Source organism: Bacillus cereus group sp. Bc010 (assembly GCF_027716745.1).
Taxonomy (GTDB): domain Bacteria; phylum Bacillota; class Bacilli; order Bacillales; family Bacillaceae_G; genus Bacillus_A; species Bacillus_A pacificus.
Genome location: NZ_JAQFUY010000012.1, coordinates 19,500 through 46,219, shown reverse-complemented (window position 1 = coordinate 46,219; position 26,720 = coordinate 19,500). Strand labels below are relative to the sequence as shown.

The following is a 26,720-nucleotide window of genomic DNA, read 5'->3' as shown; positions in this document are numbered from 1 at the left end:
GCATATTGTGAACGCAGATTACTCTGCTGTACCACCAGGTGAAGATGAAGAATCCTTTTCATCCTTTTCTGGAGAAGTGGCAAATGGAAAGAATGCGTTCGTATATAACGTGAAAAACGTTCGCAGCATATTTTGGTAATGCTCAAAAGAAGTTGCACATGTTGCTAAATATTTCTCTCCATATTCAGTTAAAGAATAAATTCTTTTTGCTGGCCCTCCTTCGCTTGTATCCCAAGTAGAAGAAATAAGGTTTTCTTTTTCTAATTTGCGTAGTGTTCTATAGACATTACCTTGGTCAACAGAAGAAAAGCCGATATCCATTAGCATTTGAATAAGTTTGTAACCATGAAGACTCCAGTCTTTTAGACATAGAAGTAAGAAGGGAACTAAGAAGTTTTTTGGCATGGAGTTTGGTTGTTTTGCTTGGTTGTTCTCCAAACTTTCGCGTTGTTCTGGTTCATTATGTAGCATGATTGTGCATCACCTCATGAATCAGTTAGATGGAATTTTTTGCTTATAAGTGCAATTTACACCTATCTGTTTTTAAAGTCAATACATTTGTTAGAAAATAGAAAAAAATAAAATATAGACTTGAAGTTTTATTCAGAATATTAGAAAATAATGAATAGGTTGAATTGTTTCAAAAACGAAAAAGGGAGTGTAGGTAAAGTGATTGATCAAAAATTCGATCCACTACAAGCATGGAAAAATGCTTATGAACAAACCGAAACATTTTGGGGAAAAGCGCTCAATGAAACAATTAAAACAGAAGAATATTCTGCTTGGATGGGCAGCGTTCTAGATTTGAATTTGTTTTATCAAAAAGCATTAAATGATACGACAAAAAATTATTTAGAGCAGGTGAATGTGCCTACGAAAGAGGATATCGCTAGAGTGGCTACGCTTGTTATTAACTTAGAAAATAAAGTGGATAACATTGAGGAGTTTCTAGAAGATAAGGTAGAGTCAGTAGGACAAGCTCCTACATTAAAGCGCGATGTTACGAAAGTAAAACAAGATATTCGCACATTAGAAACGAAAGTTGATCAAATTTTAGAATTGCTAGAAAAGCAAAATGCAGTACTAGCAAAACTACAAGAACCTGTAAAAGAAGAAGTAAAACCTACGAATAAGCCAGAAAATAAAAAGTGATAATAGCGCTTGTTTATAACATATGAAAGAGAAAGGGAGAATCTCTTTTCTATGTATAAACAGCGAAACATAATTATATAGGGACTCCATAGTATGAGTACCAAAATGATTCATAATAGTCGTTCACAAATTCATTTAAGGGGGAAAAGAAATGGTTCAATTAAATGGCAAAGTAGCAATCGTAACAGGTGGGGCAAAAGGGATTGGAAAAGCGATCACAGTAGCGTTAGCACAAGAGGGCGCAAAAGTTGTTATTAACTATAACAGCAGTAAAGAGGCAGCTGAAAACTTAGTAAATGAACTAGGAAAAGAAGGACATGACGTTTATGCAGTTCAAGCAGATGTTTCTAAAGTAGAAGACGCAAACCGACTTGTGGAAGAAGCAGTGAATCATTTTGGTAAAGTTGATATTCTTGTTAATAATGCTGGTATTACAAGAGATCGTACATTCAAAAAGTTAAATCGTGAAGATTGGGAACGCGTAATTGACGTGAACTTAAGCAGTGTGTTTAATACGACAAGCGCGGTACTTCCATACATAACGGAAGCGGAAGAAGGTAGAATTATTAGCATTTCTTCTATTATTGGTCAAGCGGGTGGATTTGGACAAACAAACTACTCAGCAGCGAAAGCAGGTATGCTAGGATTTACAAAATCATTAGCATTAGAGCTTGCAAAAACAAATGTAACTGTAAACGCTATTTGCCCAGGATTTATTGATACTGAAATGGTAGCAGAAGTGCCAGAAGAAGTACGTCAAAAAATCGTCGCTAAAATCCCGAAAAAACGTTTTGGTCAAGCTGATGAAATTGCAAAAGGTGTAGTATACCTATGCCGTGACGGTGCTTATATCACAGGTCAGCAATTAAACATTAACGGCGGATTATATATGTAATGAAGTAAGAAAAAAGTGCATATCCATAGCAGGAATGCACTTCTTTTTTTAGAAGGAAATTGACCAAAAAGGAGATAGAAAAATGACTACATTCGCAACAGAATGGGAAAAGCAATTAGAGCTATACCCAGAAGAGTACCGAAAAGCATATCGCCGAGTGAAAAGGGCGAGTGAAATTTTATTACGTGAACCAGAGCCACAAGTAGGATTAACGCCGAAAGAGGTTATTTGGACGAAGAATAAGACGAAGCTTTATCGCTACATTCCAAAACAAGAAAAAACACAAAGAGTTCCAATTCTATTAATATATGCTCTTATTAATAAACCATATATTATGGATTTAACTCCTGGAAATAGTTTAGTGGAATATCTAGTGGACCGTGGTTTTGATGTGTATATGCTTGATTGGGGCACATTTGGTTTAGAAGATAGTCATTTGAAATTTGATGATTTTGTGTTTGATTATATTGCAAAAGCAGTGAAAAAAGTAATGCGAACTGCAAAATCGGACGAGATTTCTTTACTTGGTTATTGCATGGGGGGAACGCTAACTTCTATTTATGCGGCACTTCATCCACATATGCCAATTCGTAACCTAATCTTTATGACAAGTCCTTTTGATTTCTCTGAAACAGGATTATATGCTCCTTTATTAGATGAGAAATACTTCAATCTAGATAAAGCGGTTGATACATTTGGAAATATTCCGCCAGAAATGATTGATTTCGGAAACAAAATGTTAAAACCAATTACGAACTTTGTTGGTCCATATGTTGCTTTAGTAGATCGTTCAGAGAATGAGCGCTTCGTTGAAAGCTGGAGGTTAGTTCAAAAGTGGGTTGGCGATGGCATTCCGTTCCCAGGTGAATCATACAGACAGTGGATTCGTGATTTTTATCAAAACAATAAATTGGTTAAGGGTGAACTCGTTATTCGCGGACAAAAGGTAGACCTTGCAAATATTAAGGCGAATGTCTTAAATATTTCAGGGAAACGTGATCATATCGCCCTGCCGTGCCAAGTAGAAGCGTTGCTAGATCATATTTCTAGCACAGATAAACAATATGTATGTTTACCAACGGGACATATGTCGATTGTTTACGGTGGAACAGCGGTAAAACAAACGTATCCGACGATTGGAGATTGGCTTGACGAGCGCTCTAAGTAAAAATAAAAAGATCCAACTAGCATATGTTAGTTGGATTTTTTTATGTAAAATAACAAAACATAGGAAGGAGAAATTTATATTTTAGGAGTATAATTATGAAGCTTATGATTGGTAAGTTGTTTTGGGATACAGGAGCTTCTATGCCTTGTTATCCATCGTTAGAAAATGATATGATATGTGATGTGCTTGTAGTTGGAAGTGGCGAAGCAGGTGCTCAAATAGCGTATTCGTTAGCGAAAATGGGAATGCGTGTTACACTTATTGAAAAAAATATGATTTCATGTGGCAGCACAGCTGCTAATACAGGGTTATTACAATTTCTTCATGATAAATCGTTAACCTCACTTATCCATACATTTGGCGAAGAAAAAGGGGTGCGAGCATATAAGCTTTGTTACGAAGCGTTACGAACAATGGAGAAAGTTGTACCGACTCTCGATATTGATCCCCAGTTTATTCCGCGAAGTAGTTTATATTATGCAAGTAAAAGTGAAGATGTCTCATTTTTACAAGAAGAATACAAAACGTTACAGAATTATGAGTTTCCAGTTGAGTATTTTACAGCATCTGATATTAAGGAACGGTATCCTTTTACAAGACAAGCGGCATTATATACACATGGTGATGCTGAGGTAAATCCGTATTTATTAGCGCATAGCCTTTTGCATAAAGCAAATCAAATGGGTGCTACTATATATGAACATACAGAGGCCATACATATAAAAAAACGTCAAAATGATTTAATTTGTTATACGAAAACAGGAAATCAAATTGTAGCAAAGAATATTATTATGGCGACGGGTTATGAAGCACTTTTCGGAAAGAAAGAAAAAAATACAACAGTGGAAACATCATATGCAGTTGTGACAAATAAGGTAGATTCATTTGAAGGCTGGTATGAGCAATCATTAATTTGGGAAACAGCAAGGCCTTACTTATATTTTAGGACGTATGAAAATCGTATTATTGTAGGTGGATTGGATGAAGCAATGAAAATTCAAACAATCGGTGATACGAAATTATTGCATAAGCGTGATGTCCTTATTAACATTATAAAAGAGATGTTCCCGCAGTATAAAGATATACAGGCGGAGTATTATTGGGCGGCAGCATTTGGCGCTAGTCATGATGGTCTCCCTATTTTAAAAGAAGATAATAAGATACATAATTTATTTTATGCATTGCCATATGGAGGTAATGGAACTGTGTATGGAATGGTATTTGCTAAAGTATTTGAGCAGTTATTTACAAATAAAGAAAGTGAAGATTTTTCTTTGTTTAATCGATAGAAAAAAGGTAGCGAAGTGATGGAATGAGAGATATAAAAAAGTTTTTACAAAAATTGCGTCCTGTACAACTCATTGTTTTGTTTTATTTATTAGCAGTAGTTGTATCGGTAATATTACTTAGTTTACCGTTTGTTACAAAGGCTGATGTGAAATGGACATTTATCGATGCCCTCTTTACATCTGTTAGTGCGGTAAGTGTTACGGGACTGTCTGTTGTTACGATTTCAGATACATTTACTACGGCAGGAATTATTATTTTAGCCCTTATTTTACAATTGGGCGGCTTAGGAATTATGGCGCTAGGTACATTTGTTTGGATTATAACAGGAAAAAAGATTGGTTTGCAGAGAAGAAGACTGATTATGGCAGACCATAACCAAGGGAATTTATCAGGTCTTGTAGAATTGATGCGTTCTATTTTAATTGTAATTATTTCAATAGAGCTTATTGGAGCAATATTATTAGGTACAAGATTCTTACTTTACTTTCCAACTTGGCAAGAAGCTTATTTTCACGGTTTTTTTGCAGCTGTTAGTGCAACTACGAACGGCGGATTTGATTTAACAGGACAATCGCTAATTCCGTATAAAAAAGATTACATTGTTCAAATGATTCATATGTTACTTATTATTTTAGGAGCAATCGGCTTCCCTGTATTAATGGAAGTGAAACAATTCCTTAGTAAAAGGAGACAGCAACTATTTCGTTTTTCGTTATTTACAAAATTGACGACAACAACATTTTTTGCGCTCGTGGTCGTTGGAACGATTATGATTTTTTTACTAGAACGAAATCATTTTTTAGCAGGAAAGTCATGGCATGAAACAGTTTTCTATACACTATTCCAATCTGTGACGACGCGAAGTGGGGGACTTGCTACAATGGATATACTTGAATTGTCACAACCGACGCTTTTATTTATGAGTATATTAATGTTTATAGGAGCATCTCCAAGTTCGGTTGGGGGCGGGATACGTACAACAACATTTGCTGTTAGTATATTGTCACTATACACTTTTGCAAGAGGCGGGAGAACGGTTAGAGTCTTCAAACGTCAGCTACATGAAGAGGACGTGCTGAAAGCATCTGTCGTTATGACAATGGGGATTTTATTATGTGCCACAGCACTATTTATTTTATCTATTACGGAAAATGTACCGCTTATGAGTTTAATTGTTGAAGTCTGTTCTGCTTTCGGGACGACAGGACTATCGACAGGTATTACGCCAGATTTAACAACTGTTGGTAAACTTGTACTCATTGTACTTATGTTTATCGGGCGTGTAGGTATTTTAACATTTATACTAGCTAGTGGTGGAAGAGAACAGCCCCCTCGCTATAAATACCCGAAAGAGAGAATTATTATTGGATAGTATGAAACCATTCTACCTATGTTAGGTAGAATGGTTTTTTAGTCGTTAATGCCAAATTGCGGATGCATAAAAGTATCCTTCTTATTATCTCCTTCTTTTTTTAGTAACTCTTGATTTTCTTCTGAAATCCACCCAATATCATTTGTAGGATGGATCCATTCTTCTCCAGCCATAATGGCAGGGTCTACATCATCACTCCAATTGTGAAGTGGACTGTTCTCGGAATCATATTTACTATCTCCGATTACGACGTCATATTGATTTATGAAAGGTTGTTGCATCTTCTTTCCTGTTCCTTTAAAAGATGGGAAATTCATTTGATGCGGGAGCGTTTCATCTAAAATGGGTGACTGGATTTTATCTTTCTTCTTCAAAATAAGAGCTCCTTTTTATTATGATTTCTTCATATGTAGTATTTCCATCTAGCAGTTCTTATGTACTTGTTAACACTTGCCAGTAATAATTATTTTAGCTTGCTTCAAACTAGAGTAGAAAGTGAATTTTTGAGAGCAGGTGAATGTATTGGTAAAAAGAAAAGTGAAACAAAATGCGGCAATCAACAATAATAAAACTCCGAAAGAAAGCTTACCAGATGCAGAATTTGCATTAGAGTATGAAGGAGAAAATAGCGCGAAGTATGCAAATCGTAATTCAAAAAAAGGTAAACAAAAGTGAGGCGTTTTTTACAAACGCCTCACTTTTTTGTGGGATTATAAAGGTTTTTTTAATTATTTGTAAATTTAGTGTTCATTATTAGCAGAAAAATGCGAAAAAACATAGAAGTAGCAACGTATTACACAAAAACAAACAACAAACAAAAGATTAATGTTGGTTTAATACTGCTTTTACACTAGTTGTTTATATTTGAGTTGTACATAAGATTTGTAAAAGGAGAGAGAGACAGTGAAAAAAACAATCTTTAAAGCTGTAGCAACTGGAATGGTATTTTCGTTATTAATGGGGTGTGGTGCAAAGAAAGAAGAAAGTGCTGGGGCAAAAGTAAAAGATGATAAATTATCTGGATCATTAACTGTTTACACAGCAATTGAAGAAGAACTTGTACCAATTTATCTTGATTCTTTTAAAAAGAAATATCCAGATGTGAAGCTGAATATTGTTCGTGATTCAACTGGAGTTATTACAGCGAAATTGCTAGCTGAAGGAAAAAATACACAAGCAGATGTTGTATGGGGAACTGCAGCTTCAAGTCTATTAGCTTTAGATAAAAAAGATATGTTAAAAGGATACTCTCCAAAAGGAGCGGATCGCGTTTTACCGCAATTTAAAGATGATAAACAACCAGAAAAATGGGTAGGAAATACTGCATTTATGACGGGGATTGCTATAAATAAAGAAGAATTAAAGAAGAAAAATTTACCGATGCCAGAATCATACGAAGACTTAACGAAACCAGAGTATAAAGGAACGCTTGTTATGCCACATCCAGCATCTTCTGGAACAGGATTTTTAACAGTTTCTGCATGGTTACAAATTATGGGTGAAGATAAAGGCTGGGATTACATGAAGAAACTTCATGATAATATGGCAACTTATACTCATTCAGGTTCAAAACCAGCGAAATTAGCGGGTGCGGGTGAATATCCAGTTGGTGTATCGATGGTTTATAGTGCTTTGAAAGAGAAACAAAAAGGTGCACCAGTTGAAGTTGTATTGCCAAAAGAAGGATTAGGTTGGGAAGTAGAAGCGAATGCACTTATTAAAAAAGATAATGCAAAAAATGAAAAATTAGCGCAAGCATTTTTAGATTGGGCAATTACTGATGATGTAATGAAGTTATACTTCGAGAAAAATGGATTTGCGACAATTAAAAATGATTATAAACTTCCAGACGGATTCCCTAAAGATGTGACGGAAAAGTTATACAAAAAGAACGACTTTAAGTGGGCAGCAGAAAATCGCGACAAAATTTTAGAAAAATGGGAAAAAGAGTTTGGCCAAAAAGCAGAACCGAAAAAGTAAGTGAGTGGGAGAGAGAAAAAATGAGCGAATATTTATCAATTCAACACATTCAAAAACAGTTTGATGCATTTACAGCGTTAAAAGATATTTCTTTTACTGTGAAAAAAAATGAGTTTGTATGTTTATTAGGCCCAAGTGGTTGTGGGAAAACAACATTGCTTCGAATTTTAGCAGGGCTAGAAGAGGCGACAACAGGTAGTATAGCTGTGAATGGAAAAGATATTACAGCATTACCTCCTGGAAAGAGGAATTTCGGAATGGTGTTTCAATCCTATGCGTTATTTCCGAATTTAACAGCACTTGAAAACATTGAATACGGCTTAAAGACAAAAAAGTATGGAAAAGCAGAAGTAAAAGAGAAGGCGCTATCGGCGTTAGAGCTAGTTGATTTACTGAATGTAAAAGATAAATATCCTGCTCAAATGTCTGGTGGACAACAGCAGCGAGTAGCACTTGCACGTGCACTCGCTCTGTCTCCGGATATTTTGTTACTCGATGAGCCGTTATCTGCTTTAGATGCAAAAGTACGTGAAAAGTTACGTAGAGAAATGCGTGATTTGCAAGAAAAAGTAGGAGTGACAACTATTATGGTCACGCATGATCAAGAAGAGGCATTAACGATGGCTGATAAAATTGTTGTAATGAATCATGCGGAAATTATGCAGATTGGCACACCAGAGGAGATTTACCAAAGGCCAGCCAATCCATTTGTGGCAGATTTTATTGGTTCTATTAATTTCTTTTCGAAAAATAACGAAGAACATGCAATTCGTCCGGAACATGTAACAGTTGTACAAAATAATGGTATGAAAACAATTGTAGAAAGCATGGAGTTTCGCGGATCTGTATACCGGACAGAAGTGCGCGTTATAGATGAGGAAACGCATCTATATAATGAGAAAATCGTTGTAGATATATTGGCATCAGAAGTAGAAAAAACAGCTATTAGGAAAGGAAAGCCGATTCAAATCTCTTTCTCAGAAAATCATATGTTGTCATATGGAAAGAAGGTTGTTGTATAGATGGAGATGTTAGAAAATTTAAAGGTAGAAAGTACGAAAAAAAAGATTAAGAGACGTATCGGTAAAGAAGAATGGATACAAAGACTATTAATTATTGGTATGATTCTTGCCTTTTTGATTATGCTTGTATTGCCACTATTACAATTGTTTACACAAGCGTTTTATGATAAAGATGGAGCTTTCATTGGTGTTGCGAATTTCAGTAAATATTTCACAACCCCAACATTAGTTCAATCATTACAAAATACGATATGGATTTCGGGCGTGACAACAATTATTGCAGTGGCACTTGCTTTCGCTTACGCCTATGCAATCGCTCGTACGAATGTATTTGGAAAGCGTGTATTTCAATATGTCGCGTTGTTACCATTATTCGCACCAACGATGATGCATGGTATCGCACTTACATATTTATTTGGTAATCAAGGATTAGTAACGAAAGGGATGTTTGGTTTATTTGAAGGCATACAAATCCCTTTATATGGACCAGTAGGAATTGTAATGGCTGAAGTCATGTATACATTTCCGCAAGCATTTCTTATATTATTAATTGCTTTCCAAGGTTCTGATTATCGTTTATACGAAGCTTCTAATATGTTGGGAGCGAGTAAAACAAAGCAATTTCTCACTGTTACTTTACCTAGTGTAAAGTATGGATTAATTAGTGCGATGTTTGTTGTGTTTACACTTAGTTTTACTGATTTTGGTGCACCAAAAATTGTTGGTGGGCAATATAATGTACTTGCTACTGATGTATACAAACAAGTAATTGGACAACAAAATATGCCGATGGGTGCAACTGTCGGAATGATTTTATTAATCCCAGCTATATTTGCGTTTGCAGTTGATCGTATTACGCAAAGAAAGCAGGCAAATTTCTTATCTTCAAAAGCAGTGCCATATAGAATAACGGCTAATAAGAAAAGAGATGTAGCCTCGTTCATATATTGTAGTGTGATTACATTTATGATTATTCTTTTATTTGTGGCAGTTGGTATTGCGGCAAGTGTGAAAGTATGGCCATATAATATGAGTTTTACATTTGAACATTTTAATTTTTCGAGTTTAACAGGAGATGGACTTGAAGCGTTTAAAAATAGTGTAATTGTATCAGCGGTAACAGCAGTTATTGGGGCAATTTTAACATTTATGTTCGCATATGCGATTAAAAAAATAAATCAGCTAAAGTTTTTCCGAAAAATAGGCTATTTTTTCTCAATTGTACCTTTAGCAATCCCAGGTCTAGTACTTGGATTGGGATACGTCTTTTTCTTTAGTCAACCAACGATTCAAATACTTGGATTATCAGTAACGAATCCGTTTCATTCTTTATATGGAACAATCGCTGTGTTAGTACTAGTCAATATCATTCATTTTTATTCTGTAACATTCGTTACGGCAACGACTGCTTTAAAGAAATTAGACCGAGAGTTTGAGCTTGTTTCGCAGTCGATGGGCATTCCGTTTTATAAAACATTCTTTAGAGTAACGGTACCAATGTGCTTACCAGCAATTTTAGAAATGGTCATGTACTATTTCGTAAATTCGATGGTAACTGTGTCAGCGGTTGTATTCTTATACGCAGCTGATTTTAAACTAGCGGCCGTATCAATCGTAAATATGGATGATGCAGGAAATGTAGCGCCAGCAGCTGCAATGAGTGTACTTATTGTTGTTACAAATATTGTAGTAAGAGTTGTATATGAATGGGGAACGAAAGCACTTCGCAACCGAACTTCACAATGGCAAAAAAGATAAAGTGAAACTTTAATCAGTGGGGGGGTTCCTCCCCCACTGATTATTAGTTGAACCAATCGGGCGTTTACGGGCAGTTGATCTCCCACTTAACTTTTTTGCTCCAGCCGAATTTTGAGGGGGAAATCTTACTGCCCGTTAACGCGGGATAAATAAGAAGGGTGATGGATTGTATGAAAATAGAAGCAGTTATTTTTGATTGGGCAGGTACGACAGTTGATTACGGATGTTTTGCACCACTGGAAGTATTTATGGAGATTTTCCATAAACGCGGTGTGGTAATTACAGCAGAAGAAGCCCGTAAACCAATGGGATTATTAAAAATTGATCATGTAAGGGCGCTAACAGAAATGCCTCGTATTGCGAGTGAGTGGAATCGCGTTTTTGGACAATTACCAACAGAAACAGACATTCAGGAGATGTATGAAGAATTTGAAGAGATTCTCTTCACTATTTTACCGCGCTATGCGTCGCCAATTCATGGAGTAAAGGAAGTGATTGCTTCTTTGCGTGAAAGAGGAATTAAAATTGGTTCAACGACTGGTTATACGAGAGAGATGATGGACATTGTAGCAAAAGAAGCAGCGCTACAAGGATATAAACCTGATTTTCTTGTAACACCAGATGATGTTCCTGCTGGGCGTCCATATCCGTGGATGTGCTATAAAAATGCGATGGAACTTGGTGTATACCCGATGAATCATATGATAAAAATTGGAGACACGGTATCAGATATGAAAGAGGGAAGAAATGCTGGTATGTGGACAGTTGGTGTAATTCTTGGTAGTAGCGAACTCGGCTTAAGTGAAGAGGAAGTGGAGAATATGGATCCAGTAGAGCTTCGTGAAAAAATAGAAGTAGTTCGTAATCGCTTTGTTGAAAATGGAGCGCACTTTACGATTGAAACGATGCAAGAACTTGAAACCGTAATGGAACATATTGAGAAACAACAACTTATTATTTCATAAAAGGGGAAGAGGATCATGACTGAAAATCACTACTTATTATTAACGCCAGGACCATTAACGACAACAAAAACAGTAAAAGAAGTTATGCTATACGATTGGTGTACGTGGGATGTTGAATATAACACGATGGTGCAAGATGTAAGAGCTAAACTTGTATCGTTAGCAACGAAGGAAGAAGAGAAATATACGACTGTTCTTATGCAAGGAAGCGGTACGTTTTCAGTTGAAGCAGTAATTGGTTCTGTTATTCCTAAAAATGGAAAGTTGCTTGTTTGTACAAATGGTGCGTACGGTAAGCGAATTGTACAAATGGCAGAGATGTTACATATAGATGTGGTGGTAAGTCAAACAGAAGAGTGGGAGCCTACTAATGTTGTAGAAGTAGAAAAGATATTACAACAAGATAAAGAGATTACACATATTGCAATTGTCCATTGTGAAACAACGACAGGTATTATTAATCCAATTGTAGACGTATGTAAATTAGGGAAGAAATACGGAAAAGTAACACTAGTTGATGCAATGAGTAGTTTTGGTGGTATTGAAATAGATATCGCTGAGTTGCAAATTGACTTTCTAATTAGTAGTGCGAATAAATGTATTCAAGGGGTTCCAGGGTTCGGATTTGTTATTGCAAAGCGCGATGAATTGTTGAAATGTAAAGGGCAGGCACGTTCATTATCTTTAGATTTATACGATCAATGGGAAACGATGGAAAATCAAAATGGAAAATGGCGTTTTACATCACCTACACATGTTGTACACGCTTTTTATCAAGCACTACTTGAATTAGAAAAAGAGGGCGGAGTAAAAGCACGTTACAATCGATATGATAACAATCAAAAAGTATTAGTGAATCGAATGAGAGAAATCGGATTTAAGCCACTAGTAGATGAAAAATATCAATCGCCTATTATTACATCTTTCATTTATCCAGAAGAATGGTTTGATTTTGAGCAATTATACAATGAATTAAAGCGTGATGGATTTGTTATATATCCAGGTAAAATTTCAAAAGTAGATACATTCCGCATTGGAAATATCGGTGATGTACATGAGGCAGATATTAATCGCTTAGTTGATAGTATCGCTAAAGGAGTTGTTATAGGTTGAAAGTATTTTGCTTAGGTGGAGCAGGTAAAATTTGTCGTGAAGCAATTTTAGATTTAGTGCAATTTTCATCTTTTGAGACGATTACAGTAGCAGATTTTAACGAAGAAGAGGGGCTTAAAGTAGTAGAATGGCTCAACGATCCTCGCGTTGATTTTGTGAAAGTAGATGTAACGAATCATGAGGATACGGTTGCAAAAATGAAGGGCTATGACATTGTAATGGATGGTACAACAATTAAGTTAAATGGATTATCTACTCGATGTATTGCAGAAGCAGGTTGTCACGGTGTGAATTTAAATGGATTTGGTGAAGAAAATGATTCGCATTCTATATTTGTTCAAAACGGAAAAACATGTTTACCTGGGTTTGGTATGACGCCAGGTGTAACGCAAATGATGGCGATGTATGCGGCAAATCAGTTACATACTGTAGAGTCAGTTCGTGTAAGTCATGGTTCGTATCGTCCCATTGCTTTTTCTGCATCCATTACAGAAACAACGACATATGAATATGATCCACATTTGCCATCGCGTACAGTGTATGAAGATGGTGAGTTTAAGCAAGTGCCTCCGTTTGCGCGTCCAAGAGAAATTGAATTACCGGCGCCTTATGGTAAGACAACGCAGTATATCATACCGCATTCTGAAACGATTACGTTAGCAAAAGCATTAGAAAATAAAGGCGTTAAACTAATAGAGACGAGAGGAACTTGGCCAAAGCAAAATATGCAGCTCGTACGTGCATTGTATGATTACGGTATATTGCGTAATGATCCAGTTGAAATAAATGGAAAAGAAATCGGCATAATGGATTGTATTGCGAAGTATTTATTGCACTCGAAAGAAGGACAAGAAACAGAGATTTACGGTTATGCACTTCATGTAGAAGTAATAGGTATGAAAAATAATGAGAAACAAAGACGTGTATTATATCATACACACCCGTTATCTGATGGATCTGTTGTAGGATGGGAAAAATTAAGAGCTTATACGAGAAACGTCGGTATTCCATTTGGGATTGCTACAGAGCTAATCGCAAAAGGGAATGTAAATAAAGTTGGTGTTGTGACACCCGAGGAAGCTTTTGTCAAACCACAAATTATTTTTGATGAACTAAAAAAGCGTGGTATTCATATTCACGAGGAAGTTTTCGTTGAAAAGGAAAGTTATAACTTTGTATAAGTAAGGCAGTGTATGAGGTAGAAATCAATGGGGTGAGGTTATGTCTGTAGTAGGTGAAGAAAGAAAGCGAACCATTCTTGAGAAGGTAGAGTTTAAAGGGAAGGTAAAAGTTTCAGAATTAGCGAGAGAGTTTGCTGTATCAACAGAGACGATTCGTCGTTATTTAGAAGAATTGGATCGTGAAAAGAAGTTGAAGAAAGTGTATGGTGGAGCCGTCCAACTTCCGGGAGCTGGAATAGAGGCACCAATGTTAGAACGAGAGATGCTACATATAGAAGAGAAGAAGCGAATTGGGTATAAAGCAGCAACATTTGTAGAAGATGGAGATGTTATTGCGATTGATGACGGAAGTACACCACTTCAAATGGTACCATATCTTGTACATCGCAAAAATTTAACGATTGTAACAAGTTCATTTCCAGTAGCGACACAATTAATTTCTTCTATTAATAAAAAGATGTTTCACGGTGAAGTTTTATTTATTGGTGGAAAAGTATCTCCAAAACATTCACGCGTATCAGGATCTATTTCGCAGCAAGTTATCCAGCAATTTCATTTTCATAAAGCATTTGTTTCGATTGATGGATTATTACCTGGTTTTGGAGTTTCTAGTTTTGAATTAGAAAAGGCGAAACTGTCAGAAGCGATGATGAAATTAGCAGAGAAAACATATATTTTATGTGATCATACAAAGGTAGGCGTAAAAGGAAATTACCGAATAGCAGCGTTTTCGCGCATTCAACATGTAATTTGTGATAAGAAAATGCCCTATAGTTTTGAAGAGGAAGTTAAAAGGCATAATATTCAATGGACAATTTGTTAAATACGTAGAACCCCCACCTGATTGTGAGGTGGGGGTTTTATTGCCTGCAAATAGCGGGATAAAAGATTTGTATTTATGCAAAAAAAGTGGACACATTTTCCCATCTCTTTCATATAATTTACCAATACAAAAAAAGTTGGTCGAAGGAAAGAAGGGGAAGTATGTCAGAACGGATATATAATAAACTTGTCTTGTATGCAAACATTTTGCAAAAAATTGGTGTCATCAATGAGAAGGAAAAAAATGAAATTCTTCATACGATAGGTAAAAAAGCTCTTTGAATAAAGGGCTTTTATATTTTTTACCTTTAAAAATATAAATTTAATGTAATATTCTCGTTGACATCGATAATGATATTCATTATCATTTATTTATGATTAATTGATAATGCTTATCAATTATAAAGATTATATATGATAGGGGATATTATTTTGAAAAAAAATTATATGAAGGCGCTAGTAGTAGCGACAACATTAGCAATTCCATTTGCTGCATACTCTACTCCAGCGTTAGCAGCAATAAAAATTGAAGCAAACCAATCGGTAGCGGCAGCTAGTGAACGTACATACGATACTGAGATTAAAATATATAAGGATCAAAAAGACGAGCCATCTATGGTTTCTCAATATATAAAAGATCCTAAAGTAACGATTGCGGACGGGAAAAAAATTGTAACTGTAACAATGCAAGATAGCGATTATTTTCAATACCTTAGAATAGAGGATAAAAACCAACCTGGCGTATTTCATGATGTAAAAGTTTTGTCAGAAGATAAGAGGAAGAATGGAACGAAAGTAGTTCAATTTGAAATTGGCGAGTTTGAGAAGAAGCACAATATGCAAATGCATATACTTATTCCGGCTATTGGATATGATCACAAATATCAAGTTCAATTTGAAATTAAAGATCCAACTGTAGGTGACAAAGAAACAGAGAAACCAGATGATAACTCTAATTCAGGCAATACGGAGACGGATCATCCAGTTGATAATCAAAATATGATAACAGATAATAAATTAAGAGAGCTTGTTAATAAAAAGGTATTTAATAGAAAAGATTTAAATACACCAATCACGAAAGAAGAGTTATTACAAGTAAAGGACTTGTTTTTAAATACGAATGAGATACTGGATTATAGTGCATTAAAATATATGCCAAATTTAAAATCTTTAACAGTTGCGAATGCGAAGATAAAAGATCCATCATTCTTTACGAGCTTAAAACAATTGAAACATTTAGCTTTACGTGGTAATGAATTTTCAGATGTAACACCAATTGTTAAGATGGATAATTTAGATTCTCTTGATTTAAGTAATAATAAAATTACGAACGTTGCACCACTAATTGAAATGAAAAATGTAAAAAGTTTATATTTATCAGGCAACCAAATAGAAGATGTAACAGCATTAGCGAAAATGGAACAACTAGATTACTTGAATTTAGCAAATAATAAAATTACGAATGTTGCGCCATTAAGCGCGTTGAAAAATGTAACATACTTAACTTTAGCAGGTAATCAAATTGAAGATATTAAACCGTTATATTCATTACCTTTAAAAGACTTAGTATTAACACGTAATAAAGTAAAAGACTTATCCGGTATTGAGCAAATGAAGCAATTAGAAGAATTGTGGATCGGGAAAAATGAAATAAAAGATGTTACTCCTCTAAGTAAGATGACACAGTTAAAACAATTACACTTACCTAACAATGAGTTAAAGGATATTACTCCATTATCAAGTCTAGTAAACTTACAAAAGCTTGATTTAGAAGCGAATTATATTTCAGACTTAACACCAGCTAGCAATTTGAAAAAGTTAGTATTCTTAAGTTTTGTTGCAAATGAAATTCGTGATGTTCGACCAGTTATAGAACTAAGTAAAACAGCCTATATCAATGTTCAAAATCAAAAAGTATTTTTAGAGGAAACAGAAGTAAATAAAGAAGTAAAAGTACCTATATACGAGAAAGATGGTAAAATCTCTACAAAAATTCGTTTAAAGAGCGAAGGTGGTACGTATAGTAATGATGCAGTTAAGTGGAGTACACCAGGTGAGAAAGTATATGAATTTGGTGTAAAAGATCCATTTGCGGATACAGGAATCTTCTTCACAGGATCTGTGATTCAAAATGTGGTAGAAAGTAAAGAAGACAATAATTCTAAAGAAGATGAAAAAGTAGAAGTAGTAGAATTTAAAGATGTACCAAAAGGACATTGGTCAGAGGAAGCAATTCATTATTTAGCGAAAGAAAATATTTTCAAGGGATATGGAAATGGACAATTTGGATTTGGGGATCGTATTACTCGTGGACAAGTTGCGTCTTTAGTACAAAGGTATTTGAAATTAGAAAATAAAGTAGAGCAGAAAGAGAGATTTACAGATACGAAAGGACATATGTTTGAGCAAGATATTGCTACAGTTGCGCAAGCTGGAATTATGCAAGGAGATGGTACTGGGGAGTTTCGTCCAGATGGAGTATTAACTCGATACGAAATGTCTGTAGTATTATATAAAGTATTTCAGCTAAAAGAAGATGAAAATAATAAAGTGAACTTTAATGATGTACCAATTGGTCATTGGGCAGAAGAATATGTGAAAGCGTTAGCGGACAATAACATATCAAAAGGTGATGGAAAAGGAAACTTTTTAGGTGATGATTTTGTAACACGTGAACAATATGCACAGTTCTTATATAACGCAATAATGAAATAAAAGATGAGAAAATACGTTATTCTTTGATTGAAAAAGAATAACGTATTTTTTATGTATAAAATGAAATAGTCAATATACAGGAGTATAGACATATGAATAGCCCTTTTTAAAGAAGAGACGTGAAACTATATTGACAAAAAGGCGTTCTCATGTGATAATTCAATTAAATTTTTAAAATAATCAAAAAATACTCCTTTTACATAGAAAGGATTCGAACATTATATGAATATTACGCCGGGGGTGACGAAATGTTATTTTTTCTAAAGAAATGGAATGAATTAAAAGATGTGAAATCTGAACTAGCACTTCGTGATTGGTTTTATGGTACAAAAATTAGCTTATCACTTTGTACGTCAAAAGAGCCGTTAACTTTTTTAGTAAACGTTGAAGGAAGAGATAAAGGGTTATTTTCAGAAGAAGATTTTATTGTTGTAAACTGTATGTGTGAACCAGTATTTGAAAATGAAGAAAAACCAGCTGCGGAATCATTTATGCATGCAGATATTTATAAAAAAAGTAGTGCAGAATGTATTTTACAAGTACAGACTGTAGATAGTCATTTAATATCAGAGTTGTATGGAGAAAAAGGGGAAGTAACATTCGATAAACGTAGCGTGGAACGTGTTTTTGGAAAAGAAGGTATAAAAGAAATGACAATTCCCATTGTAGAAGATGAGAAAAAATTCGCTGATTTATTAGAAAATAATGTGCCGAATTTTAGTGAAGGTGGAGGAGTAGTTCTCGTTCATAATTATGGCATGATTGTGTGGGGAAAAACTCCAGAATACGCGAAAAAATGGTTGGAGGGTATAGAATATTTAATGAACTACCATGTAAAATTGTTAATGATAAAAGGCGCAAAGAGTTCTGTTATATGAAATGTTTGTGATTTCGTTACAAATCCACAAATGAATGAAAGCGTTTTAAAAATAATTTTACTCATAAAATATAGGTCTCCTTATTATATATAGATTACATGTTGACATGTAAGGAGGAACATATTTTGCGAGTTAAATATCATTTTCTGCCAAAACAGCAAGTAACATTTTGCAAAATGAACGATTCAGGTAAGAAGGCTCTGCAAATTATGAATGAAACGGGATTTCGAGCAATCCCTGTATTAGCAGAAGATGAAAAGAAATTCATGGGGATTATTTATAAAGTGGATCTTTTAGAAAAGAAGTGTAATGGTGGATTAGAGGAATTAAGTACGGAACATATGCTAGAAGATTCCGCTGCATTTATTTTTGAAAAGGACTCTTTTTTCAGAGCATTTTATGTTATTCGTCGTTTGCCGTTTTTAGCGGTACTAAATGATTATAATGAATTTGTTGGCATCTTAACTCATTCCAATATATTTGATGTTATTGAGGATTCATTTGGTATGCGGACGGGTGGTTATATATTAACGATTGCAACACAAGATTGTAAGGGAACGATTAAAGAACTTGGGACATTGTTGAAAGCATTTCATATCGGTGGACTATTTACGCTAGATAACGGCGATCAATATATTCGCCGCGTTATTGTCAATATAACAGATGAGTTAAATGAAAAAAGATTAAAGCAATTAATCGAAAAAATAGAGAAAAAAGGATTCAGGGTGAGTCATGTAGATTATATTTAAGATGAAAAGGAAAGGGAGCAATTTGCTATATGCAGATTGCTCTCTTTTTTAGTTTGAGTCATGAATCTTATTTTGAAACAGGAGGCGGAGATAATGCTAAATCGGATAAAAAAATAAAATCTGCATGTTCACGAATTTTAGGAATAGAGGTTTCTATAACACGTGATGTAATTTCACCTGGAGGCCCAACATGTCCGATAGCTACCATAATCGGTTTTTCTTGAAGTTTTTTAATGAGTAATTGGGCTTGTTTTGAAATATGTGCCGCTGTGTACACGTCATCAAAAAATAATTGATTTTCAATAATTGGCACTCCTAATTCTTTCCCGATTTTTGGGACGACACTCTTAGGATTTGTTTTGCTATCTAAATAAAATAAACCGTGTTTTTTACAAGCTGCAAGTATAAGTCGTACAATTCTTTCGTCTGCAGTCACTTTTGATCCCATATGATTATTCATCCCAATTGCATGTGGCACTTCTTGAATCGCTTGTTCGAGTCGATTATTTATTTCTTCGTCGCTTAAATCAGTTGTAATTGCTTTTGGTCCAAGCCATTCTTTTTTACCTTTAATCGGTTCCATTGGCATATGTATAATAACTTCGTGTCCTTTCTTATGAGCCGCTATCGCATCTTCCTTTGTGGAAGGAAGAAAAGGCATAACAGCAACAGTTAGTGGAATAGGAAGTGATAACATTTTATCAGTTCCTTTCATATTATTGCCGAAGTCATCAATGACAATAGCTACTTTATTTGTATGAGCCTTGGCCTCAACAGGAAACAAGAAAGATGGTAAAAACATAGTCAAAATAAGCAATGCAATCGTATATTTGCGCATATAACTATTTCCTTTCTATATTATCAATCACCATTATGGTTTGCGTTTTTATATAAATTAAACAAAAAATGTCGAAGAAAAGTATATGGAAAATAGGGAATCCGCTATTTAATTGGTGTTTGTAAAAAAAGAAGATGAAAAAATTGTCTATTATTGCGAATGTATTTACAAAGATAGAATAATTTGTAATAATTCTCAAAGTGAGGGTAAAGATTTGTAAATTACAGGGAGAAAATGTTAAATTTTCTGATTCTTCAAATTCAAATATGATAAGCAGTTAAAAGTTCAATGGAGAAGTGAAGTAGAGAGCATGGAAGTATAATAAGGGGGATATGAATGTTTACTGTAAAAAGGAAGTACACATTAGAAAAGCTTTCACGTGATATTCATATGAAACGTGAAGAGATGATTCAATTAGGTTTAACGAGTGGATTAAATAGTACGGAGACGATTCAAGTGAGTCAAGAATTGGACAAGCTTATTTTACAGTACCAGTGTTATAAAGAAAAACAAACACCAAAATGGTTATCAATTATAAAGGTACCTATTTTTCAAATTGGGTATGAAGGGAAATCAAGTAATTTTTGGCGAATGCTTGTGGCTGGTTTTATGAAATAAGTATAATTACCCTTTAGGGATAAGGATAATTATACTATGTGTAACGGAATTTCGATATGAACTGTCGTTCCTTCGTTTTCTATACTGTTAATAAAAATATGCCCGTTGTACATCTCTATAATTCGTTTACATATGACAAGTCCAAGACCTGTTCCAGTATCTTTATTAGTAAAGAACGGATGAAAGAGGTGTTTTTGAATATGTTTTGGAATCCCTTTTCCAGTATCTATAATTTGCAATTGTGCGTGTGTTTCATTGTTTGTTACGAAAATAGTTAGTGTATCGCCAGAAGTCATAGCTTCAATTGCATTTTTTGTAATGTTTAAAACCACTTGTTTCATATGGTCTTTTGAGCACCGGATATGAACAGGACGGTCTGGCAAATGTAAATGGAATACAATATTATGTAGATTCGCCTCAGATTGAATAATTAATGCTACCTCATTTAGAATGGTTCTCACATCATATGTTTGTTCGATGATTGCAGTTGGCTTTCCAAGAATAAGAAATTCACTTACAATTTCATTAATTCGTTCTATTTCTTGTTCGATGATGGAAAAATAGAACTGATCTTGTTCATCTTTATATTTCTCTTTTAATAGAGCGACGAGCCCTTTAATTCCGGTAAGTGGATTACGGATTTCGTGGGCTGTACTAGCTGCAAAAGTTCCAACTAATTCAATTTTTTGTAGTTCATTTTGTTGTCTTTCCAGTTTTGTTTGTCGTTTTAACAACATATATTGAGCGAGTAAAAATAAAATTGACATTAAAAATAAAGTAGCTATACATTCTATGGCAACCCACTGGTTTAAAGTTTTTTGATGAATAGGTAACGGAGAAACAGAGACTTTCCAATCTAATCTTTGGAGTGGAGTAGTAAGCATATTAGAATGAGCATCACTTGTTTCGTTATTATCATCGTTTAGAAAAACTACATTATACTTATCAGTTACTTCAAAATGGTATTGTGGCTTAATGGCATTTAAAGATGATGAAATGTAGTCAAAGCGTAAACTTGCTAACAATAAGCCTGAGAGCTCCTTCTGTTTATTGAAAATGGGGGAAGCAATCATAATAGCTTGATGGCCAAGAACACGATCTGTAATGACGGATGATACAGTTGTTTTCTTAGTTTGTAATGCGTTTTGAATATATTTACGATCTGAGACATCAACAGGTGGTCGGTCACCTTCCGATGCGATTGTAATGATACCTTCTGGTGTAGCGTAATATAGACCAGAAAAATGTGCATCGTTTCCATCCGTATCATGTACAATTTCTTTCATTCCATTAATATTTCCAGTCTCGGTTCCTACGACCTTTGCGAGCATTTCTAGGGCAGAAATTGCTTCGCCAAGGTGGTGATCTAAATAGTCTCTATATAAAAAGAGAACCGTATGGGCAACTTGTTTATTTTCTTGTTTCATTTTATACGAATGATATGAATAAAATGTAGCACCAATCCCTATTGTTGGTAGGATAACAAGCAATATATATATAACTATGCTGTGGAATTTGAATTTCAAATTTGGTACTCCTTCTTTTTTATTATCATTATATATAAACTATGTTAAAATTGTCATGTTTTTATTCAAGAATCATTCATAATATATTTGGGGAGAGGTAATGAATGAGTGAATACTCATTCGGAATTTATATGAAGTACTATTTTGTTCTTTTTATTACTGAGAATTTAAGTGAAGGGTTGAAAGTTGTATGACATCAAATAATGAACGAGAAGATATTTCTCAATCTTTAAAAGTATTTATTGCATTATCTCGTGTACATCGTTCTGTTATGGATACTACAAATAAGTCTATACAAAGTAACGGTTTAAATCCAACTGAGTTTGCTGTATTAGAACTGCTATATCATAAAGGCGGTCAACCACTTCAGCAAATTGGTGAGCGTATTTTAATAGCTAGTGGCAGCATTACATATGTTGTAGATAAGTTAGAGAAAAAGGGACTAGTAAAAAGAATTCCGTGCCCGAATGACAGACGTGTTATTTATGCACAATTAACTGAATCTGGAGAGAACTTTATTGCTTCTATTTTTCCAGGGCATGAGCAAGTTATTCATCAGTCTTTTGAAATGTTAACGAAAGAGGAAAAGGACGAATTACTTGATCTATTAAAAAAGATTGGAAAGTATGAAAAGTAATAATATGTTCCAAAGGAGCTTTGGATAAAGAAATCCAAAGCTTTTTTGTTTACATGTAATGATGGCAGTATATGCCATATTTTGTTGAAGAATAAGAGGAGATTTGGAAGTAAGCATTGAATTATAGTAAGGATGCATATAATGGAGAGGAGGCTCGTTCATGTCATTTAAAGACTATGAATATAAAAGGCCAAATATTGAAGAATTAAAAGAGAAGTTTACAGCTGCTTTAGAGAAGTTTGATAACGCAAAAACTGTAGAGGAACAAAAACAAGTCATTCATGCAATTAACGAAATTCGTAACGATTTTGGTACAATGGGGAATCTTTGTTACATTCGTCATTCTGTTGATACAACAGATGCTTTTTATAAGGAAGAGCAAGATTTCTTTGATGAATTCTCTCCAGTTGTACAAGGATATGGTACAAAGTATTATAATGCGTTAATTCATTCTCCATTCCGTGAAGAATTAGAAGCGTATTATGGGAAGCAATTATTTGCTCTTGCGGAGTGTGATTTAAAAACATATTCTGATGAAGTCGTGAAGGATTTACAATTAGAGAATAAATTGTCTTCACAATATACACAGTTATTAGCATCTGCAAAAATTGATTTTGCAGGAGAAGAAAGAACGTTATCACAGCTTATTCCATTTATGCAAGGGAAAGAGAGAAGTGAACGTAAAGCAGCAAGTGAGGCGTATTACGGATTTTTAGCTGAGAATGAAGAAGAGTTAGATCGTATTTATGACGAGCTTGTTAAAGTGAGAACGAAAATCGCCAAATCTTTAGGTTTCAAAAACTTTGTTGAACTTGGATATGCAAGAATGTACCGTACAGATTATAATGCGGAAATGGTAGCGAATTATCGTCAGCAAGTGCTAGATTATATCGTTCCCGTTACAACGGAATTAAGAAAACGTCAACAAGCGCGTATCGGTGTAGAGAAGTTAGCGTACTACGACGAAAACTTTGAATTTCCAACAGGTAACCCAACTCCAAAAGGAGATGCGGATTGGATTGTTAATCATGGAAAAACGATGTATAAAGAGTTATCGGCTGAAACAGATGAATTTTTCAATTTCATGTTAGATAATGATTTATTAGATTTAGTTGCGAAAAAAGGAAAAGCTGGCGGTGGATATTGTACATATATTGAGAATTATAAAGCGCCGTTCATCTTCTCGAATTTTAACGGAACGTCTGGTGATATTGACGTATTAACACATGAAGCAGGCCATGCTTTTCAAGTATATGAAAGTCGTAAATTTGAAATTCCAGAATATAATTGGCCAACATATGAAGCGTGTGAAATTCACTCTATGAGTATGGAATTCTTCACATGGCCATGGATGAAGTTATTCTTTGAAGAAGATGCAGATAAATATTATTTCTCTCACTTAAGTTCAGCACTTCTGTTTTTACCGTATGGTGTATCTGTTGATGAATATCAACATTATGTATATGAAAATCCTGAAGCATCACCAGAAGAGCGCAAGGCAGCATGGCGTAATATAGAGAAAAAGTATTTACCGCATCGTGATTATGAAGATAATGATTATTTAGAGCGCGGTGGATTCTGGCAACGTCAAGGGCATATTTATAGCTCCCCGTTCTACTATATTGACTACACGTTAGCACAAATTTGCGCACTGCAATTTTGGAAACGTGCAAGAGATAATAGACAAGAGGCGTGGGAAGATTATGTGAATCTGTGCCAACAAGGTGGAAGTAAATCATTCTTGGAACTAGTAGAAGTTGCAAATTTAACATCACCATTTGCTGAAGGCTGTGTGAAAAGTGTTATTACAGAAATTGAAGCATGGCTACAAGCAATTGACGACACAAAATTGTAAAAAACATGCGCTTTTTTTCACATGTTTAACATCGACATAACGAGAAAATGATGAGATAATAAAAGAAAATTCAGAATACTAAAGAGGTGTTTCTAATAAGGAGCACCTCTTTTCACCAACAAAAGGGGGGAAAGAAGTATGCTTCAATCTAATATGGATGTGAGTTTAGAAAGTTTGGTGAACTCATTACAGTCTACCCGAAGCACGCTATTATCAGAAATTGAAATGTTAAATGATACAGAAGTGAATGTAAAGCCACGTCGTGATAAATGGAGTATTATTCAAATTTTGCATCACTTGCATTTAGTTGAACAATCTGTCACGTCTGCCCTTGCATATGCTTTACAAAAAAACGAAAGAAACACGACTCCATTTAAAGACCTCCAACTTACGCTGGATCGCACACATAAACGAGAAGCTCCTCAGCAAATGAAACCAACAGAAACGCTAATGAAAAAACAGCAAGGAATTCAATTACTAGAACATTCACGACAAGAACTATTACACACGCTTCATAGTGTTTTAGATGAAAAAGATCTATTTGAAAATGGATTAAAGCATCCTGTTTTTAATGATTTGAATTTGTATCAGTGGGTTCAATTTCTTGATTTGCATGAACAAAGACATCTTACGCAGTTAAAAGAGGCGAAACACGCAATTTTACAGCGATAATTAGAAGGAAGTGGGAGACCACTTCTTTTTCGTATGTGCATAGTTTTTCTTCTTATTTTGGAATACTACAGAGAGAAAGATAAGAAGGAGTTGAAAAGTATGTCCAAGAAAAAGAAAGAAGAAGAGCGCGCATGGAAAGCACGTAAAGAAAATCAAAAACCACATGGCAAAGTGAAAGCTTTTGCTGAATTAGTTGAAGGAACAGAAAAAACGTGATGAGTATTTCATCACGTTTTTTGTATGAGTGGAAAAGTTAATAAGAAAGTTGTACCTGTACCTTTTTCACTTATAATATCAATTTTTCCGTTCATAGCTTGCACAACACTGAATACGACCATCATTCCAAGACCAGTGCCTTTTTCTTTTGTTGAGTAGAAAGGGGATCCAAGGCGTTTTACTTGTTCTTGATCCATACCAATTCCTGTATCTTTTATATACAATTGTATATGTTTATGTTCTGGAACTAAAGTAAGTACGAGATCACCGCCTGTAGGCATAGCCTCAATACAGTTTTTGAAAATATTTAATAAACATTGGTTCAGTTTTTGTTTTTCACCAGCAATAAAGAAAGATGTACTTTGTTTGATGTAGTGGATACGAACATTTGTTAAATTAGCAAGAGGTGTGATTAAAGATAAGGCATGCAATAATTCTTCCTCTATTTGTAATTGTTGTTCTTTTTCAATACTTGGTTTCGCAAAAGTTAAGTAGTCTGTAAGAACATGATTTGCTTGTTCGATTCCGTTGATGGCTATGTCGATATATAATTTTCGCTCTTGCTCAGTGCATGTATCTGACTGCAAAAGTTGTAAAAATCCTTTTGTTGAAGTTAATGGATTGCGAATCTTATGAGAGATAGACGCTGCCATTTCGCCGATTAAATGGAATTTTTCAGCATTCATAAGTTCGTTTTGAAGACGAACTTGCATTTGTAGTATATGTAGCAAATATAAGATAAGAATTGTTCCAATTATTGTACATATTTCGTACACGATAATATGTGGTATGTAATCTGCGCTATTTGTAACCTCTGAAAGGAAAGATGGTATCCAGCCCAAGCCAAATATGAGACTGTAAAAGATAGCGAGTGCTATTTTTATACGATTAGAACTGCGGTTAAATAGTTTGTATGTTAACAGTAGAACGATAAACAGTAGAACCGAGGCGATAAGGGATGGAAAGACACCAATTCCGCCTAATAAAAAGCGATATATGTTTAATACAGCTAAGATGGAAGCACCGGCAATAGGACCTCCTGTTAATGTACCGACAATTAATACGATATGACGCATATCAAATTGAAATCCATAATTTGTTTTTGCTCCGAAAGTAATACATAGTATGGTAGCGAGGCAACATAATGTAATAAATATAGTTGAATTTAATTTAGGAGAACGTTTCCCTTTTTGATTCCAAAATAAATGGTATACGAGCATTGTAACAAGGATGAATAATATATTTAAAAAGAGATAAATAATAAAGGGTTTCAGTGGGATGCCTCCTCTCTTCTCACA

The 26,720-nt window shown here is 34.7% G+C and carries 26 protein-coding genes; 21 read left to right on the top strand and 5 right to left on the bottom strand.

Annotated features, from left to right (window positions below; translation table 11 throughout):
- Positions 1 to 18 precede the first annotated feature (18 nt).
- Positions 19 to 471, bottom strand: a complete 453-nt coding sequence (gene phaQ, locus PDQ68_RS15075; protein ID WP_000903021.1) for a poly-beta-hydroxybutyrate-responsive repressor — start codon at positions 469 to 471, stop codon at positions 19 to 21.
- Between the two features lie 198 nt (positions 472 to 669).
- On the opposite strand from phaQ, the gene phaR reads away from it, so the two are divergent.
- The 5 genes from phaR (at position 670) to PDQ68_RS15050 (ending at position 5,877) form a co-directional block, all read left to right on the top strand.
- Entirely contained in the window at positions 670 to 1,152 is a 483-nt protein-coding gene (phaR, locus tag PDQ68_RS15070) for a polyhydroxyalkanoic acid synthase subunit PhaR (protein ID WP_000566940.1), read from the top strand.
- Positions 1,153 to 1,303: 151 nt separating this feature from the next.
- Positions 1,304 to 2,047: an acetoacetyl-CoA reductase gene (locus PDQ68_RS15065; protein WP_000250412.1), complete on the top strand. Its 744-nt coding sequence runs from the start codon at positions 1,304 to 1,306 to the stop codon at positions 2,045 to 2,047.
- A gap of 82 nt (positions 2,048 to 2,129) precedes the next feature.
- On the top strand, positions 2,130 to 3,215 hold the full coding sequence (gene phaC, locus PDQ68_RS15060; RefSeq protein ID WP_061183624.1) for a class III poly(R)-hydroxyalkanoic acid synthase subunit PhaC: 1,086 nt from the start codon (positions 2,130 to 2,132) through the stop codon (positions 3,213 to 3,215).
- A 95-nt stretch (positions 3,216 to 3,310) separates the two neighbouring features.
- Positions 3,311 to 4,504 (top strand): NAD(P)/FAD-dependent oxidoreductase, encoded by a 1,194-nt coding sequence (locus PDQ68_RS15055; protein WP_061183623.1) that lies wholly within the window; start codon positions 3,311 to 3,313, stop codon positions 4,502 to 4,504.
- Between the two features lie 23 nt (positions 4,505 to 4,527).
- Positions 4,528 to 5,877, top strand: coding sequence for a TrkH family potassium uptake protein (locus PDQ68_RS15050; protein ID WP_001204696.1), 1,350 nt, complete (start codon positions 4,528 to 4,530; stop codon positions 5,875 to 5,877).
- 38 nt (positions 5,878 to 5,915) lie between these two features.
- Here the strand turns inward: PDQ68_RS15050 and PDQ68_RS15045 are convergent, their stop codons facing one another.
- Complete coding sequence (locus tag PDQ68_RS15045; RefSeq protein ID WP_000725962.1) at positions 5,916 to 6,251, bottom strand: DUF3905 domain-containing protein; 336 nt, start codon at positions 6,249 to 6,251, stop codon at positions 5,916 to 5,918.
- A 148-nt stretch (positions 6,252 to 6,399) separates the two neighbouring features.
- Between PDQ68_RS15045 and PDQ68_RS15040 the strand changes: the two genes are divergently transcribed.
- The 11 genes from PDQ68_RS15040 to cbpA all read left to right on the top strand — a co-directional run bounded on the left by PDQ68_RS15040 (position 6,400) and on the right by cbpA (position 19,060).
- Complete coding sequence (locus PDQ68_RS15040) at positions 6,400 to 6,552, top strand: hypothetical protein (protein ID WP_000240799.1); 153 nt, start codon at positions 6,400 to 6,402, stop codon at positions 6,550 to 6,552.
- Between the two features lie 228 nt (positions 6,553 to 6,780).
- Complete coding sequence (locus tag PDQ68_RS15035; RefSeq protein WP_000750887.1) at positions 6,781 to 7,857, top strand: putative 2-aminoethylphosphonate ABC transporter substrate-binding protein; 1,077 nt, start codon at positions 6,781 to 6,783, stop codon at positions 7,855 to 7,857.
- A 20-nt stretch (positions 7,858 to 7,877) separates the two neighbouring features.
- Positions 7,878 to 8,879 carry a putative 2-aminoethylphosphonate ABC transporter ATP-binding protein gene (locus tag PDQ68_RS15030; RefSeq protein WP_000006185.1) on the top strand — a complete coding sequence of 334 codons (1,002 nt, stop codon included), beginning with the start codon at positions 7,878 to 7,880 and terminating at the stop codon, positions 8,877 to 8,879.
- Positions 8,880 to 10,637 (top strand): putative 2-aminoethylphosphonate ABC transporter permease subunit, encoded by a 1,758-nt coding sequence (locus PDQ68_RS15025; protein WP_061183622.1) that lies wholly within the window; start codon positions 8,880 to 8,882, stop codon positions 10,635 to 10,637.
- A gap of 170 nt (positions 10,638 to 10,807) precedes the next feature.
- Positions 10,808 to 11,602: a phosphonoacetaldehyde hydrolase gene (gene phnX, locus PDQ68_RS15020; RefSeq protein ID WP_000687378.1), complete on the top strand. Its 795-nt coding sequence runs from the start codon at positions 10,808 to 10,810 to the stop codon at positions 11,600 to 11,602.
- A 15-nt stretch (positions 11,603 to 11,617) separates the two neighbouring features.
- Positions 11,618 to 12,715 (top strand): 2-aminoethylphosphonate--pyruvate transaminase, encoded by a 1,098-nt coding sequence (gene phnW, locus PDQ68_RS15015; RefSeq protein ID WP_061183621.1) that lies wholly within the window; start codon positions 11,618 to 11,620, stop codon positions 12,713 to 12,715.
- A complete protein-coding gene (locus PDQ68_RS15010) occupies positions 12,712 to 13,896 on the top strand; it encodes a saccharopine dehydrogenase family protein (RefSeq protein WP_061183620.1) in 1,185 nt (394 codons plus the stop codon). The genes phnW and PDQ68_RS15010 overlap by 4 nt, the downstream gene beginning before the upstream one ends.
- A gap of 40 nt (positions 13,897 to 13,936) precedes the next feature.
- Positions 13,937 to 14,719: a DeoR/GlpR family DNA-binding transcription regulator gene (locus tag PDQ68_RS15005; protein WP_000117662.1), complete on the top strand. Its 783-nt coding sequence runs from the start codon at positions 13,937 to 13,939 to the stop codon at positions 14,717 to 14,719.
- A gap of 413 nt (positions 14,720 to 15,132) precedes the next feature.
- A complete protein-coding gene (locus PDQ68_RS15000) occupies positions 15,133 to 17,433 on the top strand; it encodes an NEAT domain-containing leucine-rich repeat protein (protein WP_080444165.1) in 2,301 nt (766 codons plus the stop codon).
- 248 nt (positions 17,434 to 17,681) lie between these two features.
- Positions 17,682 to 18,311 carry a class II aldolase/adducin family protein gene (locus tag PDQ68_RS14995; protein ID WP_061183618.1) on the top strand — a complete coding sequence of 210 codons (630 nt, stop codon included), beginning with the start codon at positions 17,682 to 17,684 and terminating at the stop codon, positions 18,309 to 18,311.
- 125 nt (positions 18,312 to 18,436) lie between these two features.
- Positions 18,437 to 19,060: a cyclic di-AMP binding protein CbpA gene (gene cbpA / locus PDQ68_RS14990; RefSeq protein WP_001264217.1), complete on the top strand. Its 624-nt coding sequence runs from the start codon at positions 18,437 to 18,439 to the stop codon at positions 19,058 to 19,060.
- 67 nt (positions 19,061 to 19,127) lie between these two features.
- On the opposite strand, the gene PDQ68_RS14985 is transcribed toward cbpA, so the two are convergent.
- Positions 19,128 to 19,898, bottom strand: coding sequence for a divergent polysaccharide deacetylase family protein (locus tag PDQ68_RS14985; RefSeq protein ID WP_001234123.1), 771 nt, complete (start codon positions 19,896 to 19,898; stop codon positions 19,128 to 19,130).
- A 336-nt stretch (positions 19,899 to 20,234) separates the two neighbouring features.
- Between PDQ68_RS14985 and PDQ68_RS14980 the strand changes: the two genes are divergently transcribed.
- Positions 20,235 to 20,516, top strand: a complete 282-nt coding sequence (locus PDQ68_RS14980; RefSeq protein ID WP_000495540.1) for an aspartyl-phosphate phosphatase Spo0E family protein — start codon at positions 20,235 to 20,237, stop codon at positions 20,514 to 20,516.
- Between the two features lie 29 nt (positions 20,517 to 20,545).
- Here PDQ68_RS14980 and PDQ68_RS14975 read toward each other — a convergent pair whose 3' ends face one another.
- Positions 20,546 to 22,042 carry a DUF3149 domain-containing protein gene (locus PDQ68_RS14975; RefSeq protein WP_016716946.1) on the bottom strand — a complete coding sequence of 499 codons (1,497 nt, stop codon included), beginning with the start codon at positions 22,040 to 22,042 and terminating at the stop codon, positions 20,546 to 20,548.
- 190 nt (positions 22,043 to 22,232) lie between these two features.
- Between PDQ68_RS14975 and PDQ68_RS14970 the strand changes: the two genes are divergently transcribed.
- The 4 genes from PDQ68_RS14970 (at position 22,233) to PDQ68_RS14955 (ending at position 25,422) form a co-directional block, all read left to right on the top strand.
- The gene (locus PDQ68_RS14970; RefSeq protein ID WP_000203340.1) at positions 22,233 to 22,679 is read left to right on the top strand and encodes a MarR family winged helix-turn-helix transcriptional regulator; all 447 of its coding nucleotides are present in this window, start codon (positions 22,233 to 22,235) and stop codon (positions 22,677 to 22,679) included.
- A 160-nt stretch (positions 22,680 to 22,839) separates the two neighbouring features.
- On the top strand, positions 22,840 to 24,534 hold the full coding sequence (locus PDQ68_RS14965) for a M3 family oligoendopeptidase (RefSeq protein ID WP_061183617.1): 1,695 nt from the start codon (positions 22,840 to 22,842) through the stop codon (positions 24,532 to 24,534).
- A 138-nt stretch (positions 24,535 to 24,672) separates the two neighbouring features.
- Complete coding sequence (locus PDQ68_RS14960; protein ID WP_000941965.1) at positions 24,673 to 25,206, top strand: DinB family protein; 534 nt, start codon at positions 24,673 to 24,675, stop codon at positions 25,204 to 25,206.
- A 99-nt stretch (positions 25,207 to 25,305) separates the two neighbouring features.
- Positions 25,306 to 25,422: a DUF6254 family protein gene (locus PDQ68_RS14955; protein ID WP_000038254.1), complete on the top strand. Its 117-nt coding sequence runs from the start codon at positions 25,306 to 25,308 to the stop codon at positions 25,420 to 25,422.
- An 11-nt stretch (positions 25,423 to 25,433) separates the two neighbouring features.
- Here the strand turns inward: PDQ68_RS14955 and PDQ68_RS14950 are convergent, their stop codons facing one another.
- Complete coding sequence (locus tag PDQ68_RS14950; protein WP_061183616.1) at positions 25,434 to 26,642, bottom strand: ATP-binding protein; 1,209 nt, start codon at positions 26,640 to 26,642, stop codon at positions 25,434 to 25,436.
- Positions 26,643 to 26,720 lie beyond the last annotated feature (78 nt).

What these genes read in the sequence shown, in the direction of transcription:
- phaQ (WP_000903021.1), bottom strand. Translation starts at nt 471, where the DNA reads ATGCTACATAATGAACCAGAACAACGCGAAAGTTTGGAGAACAACCAA.
- PDQ68_RS15065 (WP_000250412.1), top strand. Translation starts at nt 1,304, where the DNA reads ATGGTTCAATTAAATGGCAAAGTAGCAATCGTAACAGGTGGGGCAAAA.
- phaC (WP_061183624.1), top strand. Translation starts at nt 2,130, where the DNA reads ATGACTACATTCGCAACAGAATGGGAAAAGCAATTAGAGCTATACCCA.
- PDQ68_RS15055 (WP_061183623.1), top strand. Translation starts at nt 3,311, where the DNA reads ATGAAGCTTATGATTGGTAAGTTGTTTTGGGATACAGGAGCTTCTATG.
- PDQ68_RS15050 (WP_001204696.1), top strand. Translation starts at nt 4,528, where the DNA reads ATGAGAGATATAAAAAAGTTTTTACAAAAATTGCGTCCTGTACAACTC.
- PDQ68_RS15030 (WP_000006185.1), top strand. Translation starts at nt 7,878, where the DNA reads ATGAGCGAATATTTATCAATTCAACACATTCAAAAACAGTTTGATGCA.
- PDQ68_RS15025 (WP_061183622.1), top strand. Translation starts at nt 8,880, where the DNA reads ATGGAGATGTTAGAAAATTTAAAGGTAGAAAGTACGAAAAAAAAGATT.
- phnX (WP_000687378.1), top strand. Translation starts at nt 10,808, where the DNA reads ATGAAAATAGAAGCAGTTATTTTTGATTGGGCAGGTACGACAGTTGAT.
- phnW (WP_061183621.1), top strand. Translation starts at nt 11,618, where the DNA reads ATGACTGAAAATCACTACTTATTATTAACGCCAGGACCATTAACGACA.
- PDQ68_RS15005 (WP_000117662.1), top strand. Translation starts at nt 13,937, where the DNA reads ATGTCTGTAGTAGGTGAAGAAAGAAAGCGAACCATTCTTGAGAAGGTA.
- PDQ68_RS15000 (WP_080444165.1), top strand. Translation starts at nt 15,133, where the DNA reads ATGATAGGGGATATTATTTTGAAAAAAAATTATATGAAGGCGCTAGTA.
- PDQ68_RS14995 (WP_061183618.1), top strand. Translation starts at nt 17,682, where the DNA reads ATGTTATTTTTTCTAAAGAAATGGAATGAATTAAAAGATGTGAAATCT.
- PDQ68_RS14985 (WP_001234123.1), bottom strand. Translation starts at nt 19,898, where the DNA reads ATGCGCAAATATACGATTGCATTGCTTATTTTGACTATGTTTTTACCA.
- PDQ68_RS14980 (WP_000495540.1), top strand. Translation starts at nt 20,235, where the DNA reads ATGTTTACTGTAAAAAGGAAGTACACATTAGAAAAGCTTTCACGTGAT.
- PDQ68_RS14970 (WP_000203340.1), top strand. Translation starts at nt 22,233, where the DNA reads ATGACATCAAATAATGAACGAGAAGATATTTCTCAATCTTTAAAAGTA.
- PDQ68_RS14965 (WP_061183617.1), top strand. Translation starts at nt 22,840, where the DNA reads ATGTCATTTAAAGACTATGAATATAAAAGGCCAAATATTGAAGAATTA.
- PDQ68_RS14960 (WP_000941965.1), top strand. Translation starts at nt 24,673, where the DNA reads ATGCTTCAATCTAATATGGATGTGAGTTTAGAAAGTTTGGTGAACTCA.
- PDQ68_RS14955 (WP_000038254.1), top strand. Translation starts at nt 25,306, where the DNA reads ATGTCCAAGAAAAAGAAAGAAGAAGAGCGCGCATGGAAAGCACGTAAA.
- PDQ68_RS14950 (WP_061183616.1), bottom strand. Translation starts at nt 26,642, where the DNA reads ATGCTCGTATACCATTTATTTTGGAATCAAAAAGGGAAACGTTCTCCT.